Source organism: Bacillus sp. 0909A (genome assembly GCF_036765115.1).
GTDB lineage: Bacteria > Bacillota > Bacilli > Bacillales > Bacillaceae > Bacillus > Bacillus mojavensis.
This window is the reverse complement of the sequence record NZ_JBAIZU010000001.1, coordinates 68,093-81,389: the sequence shown is the minus strand read 5'-3', so window position 1 is coordinate 81,389 and position 13,297 is coordinate 68,093. Positions and strand designations below refer to the sequence as shown.

Genomic DNA, 13,297 nt, shown 5'->3' with positions numbered 1-13,297 from the left:
GATTAATTGTATTAAGGTGTTATGAAATGGGGGGTTTTATGAAAAGAAGTCAATACAAGTTTTATTACAAACTCATCACGTTTTTTTGTTTACTCAGCACCATTCCCGTCATTTTGGTCGGTTTGTTTTCGTACGAGCACTCTCAGAAAACGGCCATCTCCAACGTTTCGGAGGAAAAACTCGACACACTCCAGCAGACCCAGCTAAGCATCGAGCACATCCTAAAAACCGTCGATCATTCTTTAACCCACTATGTGAGTTCGCCGCCTCTCCTCCGCACACTGTCCGAGCCTTTGCACTCTGACCAATTTCAAATTTATGACCAAGTGAACCAAGAGCTCAACTATTTGCAAAGCTTTGATACCGATTTGTCCAACATGACGCTTGTTAGCTATATGAAAAACTGGTACATGAACAATTCCGGTTTATACCGCATGAATACGGACTCCCTTCATGAAGCAGCCGAAGCGTATTCGAAAAACAAAGCGAGCCGGTCCTATTGGAAGCTGGAAAAAAACAACCGTTTGATCTCCACAAAGGAAGGCGCTTCAGAAAACTGCCGATATAATATCAATTTGATTAAGCAGCTCCCGCTGAACAGCACAAACACGAAGGGACTGGCAGCCGCAAGCATCCCAAGCTGTTCACTCGTTAAAAATATGCCTGATTATTCAAGCGCAAACAGCGTGTTTATCATTGATGAAAAAGGCCGTATCATCCTTCACAACAACATGTCTGATATAGGCGATTCTCTTCAGAACGACGACTTTGTCAGAAAAATGCTGGCGCAAAACTCCAAAAGCGGGCAGTTTGAAACAGTCATTGACCGCATTCAATATAAAGTGACCTATCAAAAATCAGACTATAACACATGGACTTATTTTTCTCTCGTTTCCCTGCCCGAACTAAAAAAAGAAGCCAAGTCAATCGGCTGGATCACCTTTACGGTATGCTCTGTTTTGTTAACGCTTTCATTGTTGTTTTCTTGGCTGGGCTCCCGACATTTTTATAAGCCGATCCGGCTGCTTTATGAATCATTTGCGCGGCACGGCGCCTTCCCAGAAAAACAGGCTCATCAAAATGAGTTTGAATTAATCGAGCAAAGCTTCAAGCAGCTCAAAAACAGAAATGACGACCTTGAAGAAACAATGAGGCAGCAGGCCACTCATCTTCAGCAATATTTTATGGTCAGGCTTATGCTTGGAAAGCTGACGGATGAGGAGGTCAATAACCGCTTTGAAAGCCTCGGCTTAAAACAAAATTGGCGTCACCTCGCCTTGCTGGTGCTCCAAATTGACACGCTGAATCAGACACCGTATGAGAAAAAAGATATGGATCTTCTGTTGTTTGCCGTCAACAGCCTGATTGAGCGGAACATCCCGGCGGAAAAACGTCTTGCACCAGCGGTAGTTGATAAACAGCAGGCAACCATATTGATGAATGAAAGCGGGACAAAAGAGGAATTTATAGCTGAGCTGAATGATACTGCCAGGATGATTCAGGATACAGTTGAAGCTGAGCTGCACCTGTCTGTCAGCATCGGCGTCAGCCAGCCGTTTGGTGCATTAGCTATGGCCAAAAACGCTTATGCGGAAGGCTCAGAAGCGTTAAAATACCGGCTGAAAGCAGAAAACAAATCGATTATCTTTTATGAAGATCTGGATCAGAAAAAAACGTTCAAAACCCATTTTCCGAAGCAGCTTCAGCATGAGCTGTTCGATGCTGTAAAAGCCGGTGACAAGGAGAAAGCAGACAAATGCCTGCACGCGATTTTACAGTCGATTTTTACACACAACACCAACCCGTACCAATTTCAGATCGCAATCGCCCGTTTTTTGAACCATGTCATTGAGCTGATGCATGTGCTCGGAATTGAACTATTCGAGCTTGAAGAAAACAAAATGCTGTATGACCAAATTTTTGAGCTGAAGACATTCGAGGATACCGAAAACTGGCTGAAGCAAGAGTTCATTGATCCAATGACAGATAAAGTAAATGCCCGGGCCGATGCACAGTATAAAAATATTTCCGACAACATTATCCATATCATCCACCATGAGTTTGAATCCGATTTAACGCTGGACGAAATTGCCCGCAGGCTGCACTACAATCCGAACTACTTAAGCAGCATTTTCAAAAAAGAAATGGGCATTTCATTCAGCGAGTATGTCTCAAATTACCGCCACCATATGGCAAAAAGCTGGCTGGCTGAATCCGACATGGCGGTGAAAGACATAGCGGAAAAGCTCAAATACAAAAACTCGCAAAACTTTATCAGATCCTTTAAAAAGCTAGAAGGCATCACACCCGGCAACTACCGCCAGCAAAAAAGAAGCATATAAAAACCCAAAACCGCTTGCACGTTTTGGGTTTTTTCACTATTACTTTGTTTTTTTAAATGCTTCCTCGTATTCCTGAATAATCTGCTTTCCTCCGCTTGATTCCCATTTTTCAACTTCTTTATCAAACTCGCTTTCTGTGATTTCTCCAATCATATATTTATAGGTGGCATCGTCTATCATTTTTTTCAGTTCATCTCCGCGTTCAGACTCCGCGGCGGAATACAAGCTCTCTGCCGGATTGGAGACGATGATGTTTTCATTGTCTTCCGTCAGCTCCTCGTACGCTGTCCGCAGCGGATCACCGGTGTTTTTTAAGTAAGCTTTATCAATGGCGATTAAGGCGGACAGCGGCTGAATATCAGTCTGCCAATCTTTTACCTGGCTTTCTTTTCTTGTGAATGTTTTGTCTTTTCCTTTATTGTAATGGACCCCGTCAATGCCGTAAGTCATCAGACTGTAGACGTCCTCTTCGGCTATTCGGTCGAAGAACGCTAAAATTCGTTTCAGCTCGGCTTCTGATTTCACACTCGTTTTCGGGAAAGCAAATACCCCGTTATGCCCTCCTGACGCCCATACACGCTCTTTTCCGTCAGGGCCTTTTATGCGGTTAATGATCTCCAGCTCCATTGATTTATCAGAGGCATTGTCACGCAAATTAACAGCGTCCACCATATTCCCGATATAGATGCCGGCCTTTCCTTGAGAAAACAGCTCCTGCTGCTGGGTTTTGCTTGTGACTGGAAAGTCTTTATTCATGTAGCCGTTATCACGCAGTTTTTTCATGTAATCCATTGTGTCTTTGTATTCTTTCGTCATGAAATCAGGCGTAAATTTGCCATTTGATTCCTTCCAGTCTGTCGGCATGCCTTCATATGAGCCAAGCGTCTTAAAAGCGCCGTAAATTAGATCATTTCGGTCAGTCAATCCGAATGTATCATCTTTTCCATCCTTGTCCGGGTCTTTCTCTGTAAACGCTTTGGCAACCTCATAAAGATCATCCAGCGTTTCCGGCGTCTTCAAATTCAAATTGTCCAGCCAGTCCTTCCGTATGACGATGCCTTGTCTCGAGAGGGGACGCTCTCTGTATATCCCGTAAAGCTTGCCATCGATTGTGACATTTTTATTAATGAGTTTATTCATCTTGTTTAAATTCGGATAATCTTTGATATAATCGCCGATTTCCCAGAACATTCCCGATCTGAAGGCATTCATGACAGACGAATTTTTAATATCTTGAATCGTCACGATTTGCGGGAGATTGCCTGCTGCAAGCGCCGCATTCAGTCTGTCTTCTTTCACCGCATCAGGAACCCACGTGATGTCCAGTTCGGTATTTGTCAGCTTCTCAATTTCTTTGATCGCCCTGTCTTTCGGCGGCTGCTGGTGATACAAAATCGCCATCATAGACAGCTTTACCTTTGAATCCGAGTCCGTCTTGCCTTCAGCTGATGATTGGTCAGCCCGCCCTTTACAGCCCGCCAGCACTCCTCCGAGAGCAAATACAAGTACAATCAGAAGCACCCTCCATTTGTTTCCCATCATATCCCTCCGTTTCATATTTTTTATCCTTTGACAGAACCCAGTAAAGCGCCTTTTGCAAAATGCTTTTGAATAAATGGATAGACCAGCAGAACCGGAATGGTCGCTACGACTATTACTGCCATTTTGATCGTTTGCTCAGGCGGTGGGCTGCCCGAGCCCATTTCCGACATATCCCCTTGTACCCCGCTTGATACAATAACGATTTGGCGCAAAAGCACCTGAATCGGCCACTTAGCTGAATCATTTAAGTACAAGATCGCCGTCATATACGTATTCCAGTACGTCACCGCATAAAACAGTGAAATCGTTGCGATTGCTGGAAGAGACAGCGGCAGCACAATTTTGAAGAAAATGCCCAAGTCATTGCAGCCGTCAATTTTTGCGGACTCTTCCAGGCTCTCCGGGATGTTTTGAAAGAAGTTTTTCAGAATGATCAAGTTAAAGGCATTAATCGCTGTCGGCAAAATAAGGGCCCAGTAAGAATCAAGCAATCCAAGCGATTTGACCACCAGGAAAGTTGGAATCATTCCGCCGCTGAAGAGCATCGTAAATACGACGAGAAACATGAGCGGCTGCCGCCCAATTAAGTCGCGGCGGGATAAACCGTAAGCCATCAGTGAAGAAAGAAACATGCTGACCGCCGTGCCTACAACTGTCACAAACACAGAAACGAGCAAGCTTTTATAAATGATATCTGTCGAAAAAATGTAACGATAGGCATCGAGCGAAAAAGTGGTCGGTATTAAAATGAATTTTTTCGAAACGACTTCCTCTACTGTGGCAAAGGATGCCGCAATAACGTGAATAAACGGAAGTACGCATATTAAAGCGAACATCAGCAAAAATCCGTAAATCAAAATATCAAACAGGCGATTTTTCAGTGAATGTGCGATCGTTCCCACCTTCTTTGTAAGCGTTGTCATTTTGTTAAAACGAGCTGCAGCGTGTGACGATATCGTGTCTAAAATGTAGCAAATGTGTGATTGCCATGTCTATAATCATTTGAACACTGTCCCTTGCCCAGCGGCATCGAAATTGGCTTGAAACCGATCATAAAAGAAAAAGAGCATAATCTTAGAAAATGATTATGCTCTGTTATTGCCGTTCTCTTCTTCCTCTTTCAGAAGTTCGGCCGTATTGATTTGAGGTGTAAACCCGAGCTCCTGAACCGCGGATTCTATTGACCACGGCCTGCCGGGATTGTCAGAGACGGCGTAATAAGTGCCGTAACGGATATTCGTCTCAATGGCTGCTTTAAAAATTGACAGCAGGTCTGGATGGGAAAGAAGCGTTTTTTTCGTCCGGTCTTTCTCATGCAGTGTATCCATTTCATCTCTAACGACAGTTCCGATTCGAAGGTTGATAACAGAAAGCTTATTTTCCAGATAAAACAGGTGGCCGATATGTTCCGAGGTCAGCTTTAGGACGCCGTAGAGATTCTTTGACAGCGGATAGTCGTCGGTTGTGATTTCCCGCCCTAAGAGTGAATACCCGTCCTTTTCGTACACATCTGTCACATGATTGCTGCTGGCGAAAACAACCTTTGGAATGCCGAGCTCTGCTGCCACTCGGCACAAATAGTAGCTTGCTCTATAAAAAATATCCGTCATTTTTTCAAATTCAGCTACATCCATGACATCATATTTGATTTTGACAGCGAGTAAATTCACGATCACATCTGTATCTCTCGGAATCTTCTTCAATAGATCTTCATAGTTTGACGCGTCTGCCTGAATAGCGTGTGTTATGCCATCGTAACGGTCTTTATCCAGCACCGTCACCTCGTACTCAGACATAAGCCCTTCAGCCAATATCCTCCCAATCACACCATTTCCGCCAGCGATCAGCACTTTTCTCATATGTTCACTCCCCTTTTTTATAGATTGCCCATTTTCTCAGGGGATGACACTTTTTGAGCATTCACATGACTTCCTTTAGCCTTCATTAAAAAGTAACTGGCAGCTCCATAAGCGCTCTAAAACCAATTAGCTTCCGGTATCGCACTTCAGAAACAGCGAGCTGCAGGCCTGGCATGCGCTGCAGAAGAGTGTTGATTGCAATTTGTGCTTCTAACCGTGCCAGCGAAGAACCTATACAAATATGGTGGCCCTGCCCGAATGAAAGATGGGGATTAGGGCTTCTGGTGATATCGAACTCATTGGCATGCGCGAATACTTTTGGATCTCGATTGGCAGCCCCCAGCAGAACATAGACATGCTCCCCTTGACGAATCGTTACGCCATTCATTTCAATCTCTTCTGACGCAACACGGGCTGTCATTTGTGTGGGGCTTTCATAGCGTAAGCATTCCTCAACTGCGGTATGAATCAGAGCTGGGTTTTCTTTGAGCTGCAAAAGCTGTTCTCGATGCTGCAGCAGACAAAGAATTGAGTTGCTGATGAGATTCACTGTTGTCTCATGTCCGGCGATCGCCAGCAATATACACGTTGATGCCACTTCCTCTTCCGTCAGCTTATCAGCCTGCTCTTCCTTCAGCAGCATGCTGATCACGTCATGCTGCGGATTTTGTTTCCGTTTTTGAATGAGCTCTCTAAAATACTCCTTCATCTTTACTGTGATCTGATTGCCGTCTGTTAACACCTTTCTTGATCGGGTTAAATCAATTGTTTGAACGAGGCTTGACGCCCACTCTTTACACTGATCCCTTTCTTCTGCCGGCACACCTATGATTTTAGCAATAATGCAGCTTGCCAAAGGAAAAGCAAAGTCAGAAATCAGCTCCATCTTTTTTTCACCTTGCACTTGATCAAGCAAATGATGGACAGTTTCATTTATAAATGGGCGATAGCACTCTGTCATTCTCGGAGTAAATACCCCGCTGACCGGTATACGCAGTCGCCTATGGTCAGGCTGATTCTGAAACAGCATCATCTGCTTCTGGACATGATTTAGATCCTTATATTTCATAGATGTCTCGGGCAGCGGGACACGTGTTTTGAATCTGGTATCTTTCAGAATTGCTGCCGCTTCCTCATATCCCGTGACATACCAGCCTGGATACTTTAAAACATTCCCTTTATATAAAGGGTGTGCAGAACGTAATGTGTCGTAATAAGGATAAGGGTTTTTAAAAAACGCAGAAGGTGTAAGTGAAATTGGAATTGTCATATGCTCCCTTTCATGATTCTGACATCATCATTTTGACTCTATAAAAATAAAAGCAATCGACATGACACCGATTGCTTCTATTCTTGCTTTCAGCTGTTTGCACGTAAACTGGCTTTCATTTCTTCGACCGATTCTACTTCAAATCCTAAATCACTCAGCATTTTATGATCCTCCGTCTCCTCCTGTCCGGAAGTCGTTAAATAATCTCCGACAAAGATGGAGTTGGCGGCGTACAGCCCCAATGGCTGCAATGAGCGGAGATTGACCTCTCTGCCACCAGAAATGCGGATTTCTTTTGACGGATTGATGTAACGGAACAGCGCCAGCACTTTTAAACAATACAGCGGGTTTAATTCATTTACGCCTTCTAATGGTGTGCCGTCAATCGCATGCAAAAAATTCACCGGAATGGAATCAGCGTCAAGGGCCTTCAAGCTTTGTGCGATATCGATGACATCCTGTTTCGTTTCCTTCATCCCGATAATGGCGCCTGAACATGGAGACATGCCGGAGGTTTTTGCAATTTCAACCGTATTGACCCTGTCCTCGTACGTATGTGACGTGGTAATGTTTGAATGATTTCTCTGAGATGTATTGACATTATGATTATAGCGGTCTACTCCGGCTTCTTTCAGCCGTTTCGCCTGCTCCGGCTTTAGCAGTCCAAGACACGCACAAACTTTCAGCCCATACGTCTCTTTTATTTCCTGTACTGCTTCTACGACCTGATCGACCTCTCTGTTGGACGGCCCCCTGCCGCTTGCCACGATACAGTATGTACCTATGTTCAAATCATGCGCCCGCTTTGCGCCTTCCAGAAGGGTTTCCTTTTTCACCATCCGGTAAGTCTCAATCGGCGCTTTCGAAATCGCAGACTGAGAACAATAGCCGCAATTCTCCGGACAAAGCCCTGATTTTGCATTCATAATCATATTGAGCTTCACTTTTTTTCCATAAAATCGTTTTCTGATGTGAAAAGCTCCATGCATCAAAAGCAAGATGTCTTCATCTGGACAGTTTAAAATAGAAAGCGCCTCTTCGTTGGTCACCTCTGCTCCGCCCAGCACCCTGTCTGCGAGTTCCATCCATTGATTCATTCTCCTACCCCCACTTGATTCATCAGTAATGATAGATCGATATGGTCTTTTACCATATGAAGAACCGTTTCTTTCGTCACGTTGGCAAGCTTAGGCGTTACCCCTAAAATCGGCACACCGCATAAACGCTCAATCATCTCAGGATTGGTTTTTTCATCATGATCAGGAGAATCACTGATCCCATTGATGACAATTCCGGCGATTGGAAGACTCATCCTTTTCGCATATTGGACAGTTAAAAAGGTATGATTAATTGTTCCGAGATGAGGACGTGCCACAATGATCAGGGGAAGCTGCAACGCTTTTATGACATGACTGACTAAATAATCCTCTCCCAATGGCACAGAAATTCCGCCCGCACCTTCTACGATGAAGCATTCATGTTTTTCTCTTATCCGCTCCCAATGGCGTAAGACTTCTTGCATTTTGACAGCCTTTCCCTCCAGCTTTCCTGCAACGTATGGAGCTAGCGGCTCTTTGAATGCAAAAGGCGTAATCTCTTCATATGAGAGACTCGTTTGTGACATCTCTTTCAGCAGGCTTGTGTCACTATTCGGATGATGACGAGAAATCCCGCTTAAAAATGGTTTAAATACTCCGACATCCATCTTATTTTCTCGCAATAAAGCTGCAAGACCGCTGGATATCACCGTTTTCCCTACTTCTGTATCTGTTCCTGTTACAAAAAAACCTCTCATGGAATGATGTTCAGCTCCTTTCCAATTGAACGAAATGCTTCCAGTAAATGATCAATATCCCTTATACTGTGCCCAGCTGTGATGGTTAATCGGATACGGCTTTCTCCTGGCGCTACGGTCGGCGGCCGAATGGCAGGGGCATAGATTCCCTTGTCCTGCAGTTTTTCAGCAAATGTGACCGTTTTTCGGGTATCGCCGATGACCACCGGAATAATCGGTGTATGATGCCCCTTCACCGCATAGCCCATGTGCTTCAGATTCGTTTTGATCATCTGGATATAAGAAAATAAAAGCTGCCGTTTTTCCTTGCTGGCTTCAATGATGTCTAACGCCTCATGGGCAGCTGCACAGCTTGCCGGCGGAATAGCGGTTTGAAAGATAAACGTTCTGGCATGGTTCAGCAGAAAGTCGATGATTACCGCTGAACCTGCAGCAAAACCTCCTTCCACTCCGGCAGCTTTGCTTAGCGTGCCGATGACAATGTCAGGACACACACCGAAATGGTCACTCGTCCCTCCTCCTAATTCACCCAAAACACCTGTTGCATGCGCATCATCAACAATGACGTAAGCATGATAGCGTTTAGCAAGGTCGATAATCTGATGAAGAGGGGCGATCGTGCCATCCATGCTGAATACCCCGTCTGTTACGATAAAACGGCGTTGGTACCGCTGTGTTTCTTTCAGTTTTTCTTCTAAATCAGTCATTTCGATATGGCGATAAATGGCCGTATCAGCCTTAGACAGGCGGCAGCCATCGATGATACTTGCATGATTTAACTGATCACTTAAAATGACATCCCCTTTTTCAGGTAACGAAGAAAGGACACCGACATTGGCTAAATAGCCGCTCGAAAACAGTAAAGCCGCTTCTGTCCGTTTAAAGCCGGCAAGCTTTTTTTCGAGTTTTTCATGCCAGATCGAATTGCCCGTCGTTAAACGTGAGCCGCTGCTTCCTGCTCCAAATTGCTGCAGTGCTGCTTGGGCTGCAGAGATCAAACGGTTATGGTTTGCCAGACCTAAATAATTGTTTGACGACCAGACCGTTTGATTTTCGCCATTAATTGTTACCTCTGGAATTGGAGGCCCGTTCATTGTTCTGAGTGTACGGTATACGCCGGCTCCCTTCGCTTTGTCTAACCGGCTGCTTAACCAGCTGTCAATGCTCAAGGCTGGTTACCTCTTGGATCGCTTCTTTCATAATAGACACCATTGCTTCTAGCTCTTCAGCTGTACTGGCAAGCGGAGGCAGAAATGCAATCACATCGCCGAGCGGTCTCGTCAGCATCCCCAGCTCTCTCATTTTTAAAGAAACTTTGTACCCCACACGCCGATCAGCAGGATAAGGCTGTTTAGTTTCCTTTGATTGAACAAGCTCTGCACCGCACATAAAGCCGAGCTGCCGAATATCCCCAACGTGAGGAAGAGCATGCAAGTCTTGAAGAAGCAAATGGAGCTTTTCACTTTTTTGCGCGACTTGTTCAACGATGTACTCAGATTCAAATAATCTCAGGTTTTCAAGAGCAACCGCACAGCCAAGCTGATTTCCTGTATAGGAGTGACCGTGGAAAAAGGTTTTTTGTTCTTTGTAATCATCGTAGAAAGCATGGTAGATGTCTTCGGTGGCAAAGGTGACAGCTATCGGCAAATAGCCTCCTGTAATGCCTTTTCCGGCAGCCATTAGATCAGGCTGAACATTTTCGTGCTCACATGCAAACATTTTCCCCGTCCGGCCAAAACCAGTGGCAACTTCATCAACAATCATTAAGACATCGTAAGCTGTACAAAGCTGGCGCACCCCTGACAAGTATCCTTCCGGCATCACAATCATTCCGGATGCTCCTTGAACCATTGATTCAATAGAAAGCGCTGCAATTTCGCGATGGTGTTCCTTTAGCAGCTGTTCAAGCGCATAGAGACACTCATCACGGCTCTGCACAGGATCACCGCTTTCAGAGCGGTATACATAAGGGATCGGAGCTTTATAACTGTCAAACATTAACGGACCATAGACGTGGTGGAACAGTTCAATAGAACCGACACTGACGGCACCAATCGTATCGCCGTGATATCCATTTTTCATTGCGATAAATTTTTGTTTTTCAGGCTTCCCGATGTTCTTCCAATATTGAAACGCCATTTTAAGAGCAATTTCCATCGCTTCTGCACCGCTGTCTGAATAAAAAACACGCGTCAGCTTCTTCGGACTGATCTCAATTAATGTCTCGGCAAGTTCGGTCGCCGGAACGTTGGTCATGCCTAATAATGTGGAGTGAGCAATTTTTCCAAGCTGTTTTATGATGGCCTCATCTAATTCCTTTTTGCGGTGCCCGTGCACATTAAGCCAAACGGAAGAAAAGCCGTCATAATATTCCTTGCCGTTTATGTCTTTTACTTTGATTCCGTTGCCGCTCTCTATGATCAAGGGATGTTCATCATAGTCTTTCATTTGAGTAAAAGGCAGCCAAAGATGCTTTTTACTTTTTTCTATCAAATCTTGAGTCATCATCTTCCTCCCACTCTATTAAAATAGGCTGCTTCTCGAGATCATTTATGTATGTGTTTACATCTTCAGAGCCGTCAGCAAAAAAGATGCGGCAGCCCTCTTCATTCCCGTATTCTTTCATTGCTGTAATACGCTGATAGCCCAGTTTATGACTTGCAACATAGCCTGTGATGTAATCAGGGTCATCCGACCAGCATAATTCTGCAACAGCTGCCGGATGATCACTCACCTTTGAAGCAAGTGCAAGGGCCTCTTTTATTCTTGAATTGGACGGCATGTGATTGCGGATCGCCCAATTTTCAAAATTGGCGTCCGGCCAATCCAATCTGGACACCCGCACACCTTTTTCTAATGTTTGATCAATTCGTTTGCCAGTGTGAATATCAAATACCACCGCTCCCCTGATACCCCGCCATTCAGAAATTTGTTGGTATGCTTTTTCAATCACTTTTTTTGGAACACCCGCTCTCTCCAATAAGAAGCGGGCAAGACTTTGTCCCTCATCTGGGGATTCCACTTCATTTGTCTTGATTGGTAATGGGTGAATCGTCTTTACCGGCTCATGAACCTCTTCAAATTGAATTTGCATAAAATCCGGTTTTCCTCTTGAGTGGGATAAACCTTTTTCTAGTAAGGCATTCACCGTACGTTTCATATTATCGAACGTGATAAGCCGTTCTCCGCCGGATATATGCTTTCCACCATCTTCGTGAGACCCATTCATAGAAGCTCTCATTCTGACACTGTAAAATGGTTCTTCTTGCATACCTTCTCGCCCTTTCAGCTTTGATTACAGAAGAAAGCAAACTATTTGTTAACAATTTATTAATTAAGGTTAACAAATAGAATACTATTATGTATATACAATTCTGTCAATATCAGAACGCCATTCAATATCTATTTATCATGTATATTCCTGATACCTGTATTAATCCACTAGAAAAAGAAGAGACGGGCAGACGCTCGCCTCCTCACCTGTATAGAATCATTTCAGACAAACACTTAAACCTGCCCTATTTCACTGTCACAGCCACTTTTTCAAAAACCGAAGGGCTTCATGTCTCATCATAGCTGTCTCAAAATGCCCTGAAGCGGAGCGTACCATACGGTAACGATCAGAAGCCCCTTTCTCAGCATACAAAGCTGTTAATTCTTTTTCGATTTTGTTCACACCCTCAACGGGTGTTAACCGATCATGTATGCCGACAAGACTAAGGTGCGGGCGCGGTGCGATCAGGCTTTGGATATCTGATGCAGAAAAGTGCTTTGCAAGCGCCGGAACGTAATAATAAAAGCCATGCCGGTCAAGGTTCTGTGTTTCAATCAGTACATGATGATCAACCTGACTGCATAAATCCACACATGCCTTAATCCGTTCATCAAACGCCGCTGTCCACCATGCCATCAAGCCCCCCATAGACATGCCGATCGTTCCGATTCTGTCAGGCTGAATATCAGGACGGCTCTGCACATAATCAATGGCTCTTATACTGTCGTAAATCATCATGCCCCACATCACCCTTCCTGTGAGAAGCATTTCTTTAAAAATCTCGCTTTCTGTTTTTCCCCGTCTGTCTCCAAATCCCCAATGGTCGATTGCCAATACCGCATATCCGAGAGAAGTCAGCTCCCGAGCAAACGAGGGCGCCTTCAAATAATCCGCTCCCTCAAGCAGTTCACTTTTTCCCCGGTCATACTGCCCTCCATGTGAATGCTGAAAGAATATAACCGGGCACCGTCCTTTTGCCGCTTTCGGCTTCACAAAATATGCAGGCACCTTTTCAAGCCCATTTATATCAAGCAGCAGCGTTTCAATCATATATCCCTCTTTTTCCTCAATACGCAGCGTTTCCGCACCCGTATCCTTCCGATCAGGCAAATCACCAAGCAATCGAAACAGCAGCTCTCTTTTTTCGTTACTCATCCCATCACCCTTCCTCTTCGCTTATCTTCAATGTACGAGACAGATTTGTTTTTCCCTTTA

At 44.6% G+C, this 13,297-nt stretch carries 11 protein-coding genes; 1 reads left to right on the top strand and 10 read right to left on the bottom strand.

All coding sequences use genetic code 11. The features are described 5' to 3' along the window. Positions 1 to 26 precede the first annotated feature (26 nt). Positions 27 to 2,342: a helix-turn-helix domain-containing protein gene (locus V6D42_RS00455; protein ID WP_333512060.1), complete on the top strand. Its 2,316-nt coding sequence runs from the start codon at positions 27 to 29 to the stop codon at positions 2,340 to 2,342. Positions 2,343 to 2,381: 39 nt separating this feature from the next. Here the strand turns inward: V6D42_RS00455 and V6D42_RS00450 are convergent, their stop codons facing one another. The 10 genes from V6D42_RS00450 to V6D42_RS00405 all read right to left on the bottom strand — a co-directional run bounded on the left by V6D42_RS00450 (position 2,382) and on the right by V6D42_RS00405 (position 13,237). After that, complete coding sequence (locus tag V6D42_RS00450; RefSeq protein ID WP_333512059.1) at positions 2,382 to 3,881, bottom strand: extracellular solute-binding protein; 1,500 nt, start codon at positions 3,879 to 3,881, stop codon at positions 2,382 to 2,384. Between the two features lie 23 nt (positions 3,882 to 3,904). Next, entirely contained in the window at positions 3,905 to 4,765 is an 861-nt protein-coding gene (locus V6D42_RS00445; RefSeq protein WP_026014595.1) for a carbohydrate ABC transporter permease, read from the bottom strand. A 204-nt stretch (positions 4,766 to 4,969) separates the two neighbouring features. After that, positions 4,970 to 5,743 (bottom strand): NAD-dependent epimerase/dehydratase family protein, encoded by a 774-nt coding sequence (locus tag V6D42_RS00440; protein ID WP_333512058.1) that lies wholly within the window; start codon positions 5,741 to 5,743, stop codon positions 4,970 to 4,972. A gap of 85 nt (positions 5,744 to 5,828) precedes the next feature. Continuing rightward, on the bottom strand, positions 5,829 to 7,013 hold the full coding sequence (locus V6D42_RS00435; protein WP_333512057.1) for a cytochrome P450: 1,185 nt from the start codon (positions 7,011 to 7,013) through the stop codon (positions 5,829 to 5,831). Positions 7,014 to 7,102: 89 nt separating this feature from the next. Then, entirely contained in the window at positions 7,103 to 8,110 is a 1,008-nt protein-coding gene (gene bioB / locus V6D42_RS00430) for a biotin synthase BioB (protein ID WP_333512056.1), read from the bottom strand. After that, entirely contained in the window at positions 8,107 to 8,808 is a 702-nt protein-coding gene (bioD, locus tag V6D42_RS00425) for a dethiobiotin synthase (protein ID WP_333512055.1), read from the bottom strand. Before bioD ends, bioB begins: the two co-directional genes overlap by 4 nt. Further along, positions 8,805 to 9,977, bottom strand: a complete 1,173-nt coding sequence (gene bioF, locus V6D42_RS00420; protein ID WP_333512054.1) for an 8-amino-7-oxononanoate synthase — start codon at positions 9,975 to 9,977, stop codon at positions 8,805 to 8,807. Before bioF ends, bioD begins: the two co-directional genes overlap by 4 nt. After that, entirely contained in the window at positions 9,967 to 11,313 is a 1,347-nt protein-coding gene (gene bioA, locus V6D42_RS00415) for an adenosylmethionine--8-amino-7-oxononanoate transaminase (RefSeq protein WP_333512053.1), read from the bottom strand. Before bioA ends, bioF begins: the two co-directional genes overlap by 11 nt. Then, complete coding sequence (gene bioW, locus V6D42_RS00410; protein ID WP_333512052.1) at positions 11,285 to 12,079, bottom strand: 6-carboxyhexanoate--CoA ligase; 795 nt, start codon at positions 12,077 to 12,079, stop codon at positions 11,285 to 11,287. Before bioW ends, bioA begins: the two co-directional genes overlap by 29 nt. Before the next feature lie 258 nt (positions 12,080 to 12,337). After that, positions 12,338 to 13,237, bottom strand: a complete 900-nt coding sequence (locus V6D42_RS00405) for a dienelactone hydrolase family protein (protein WP_333512051.1) — start codon at positions 13,235 to 13,237, stop codon at positions 12,338 to 12,340. Positions 13,238 to 13,297 lie beyond the last annotated feature (60 nt).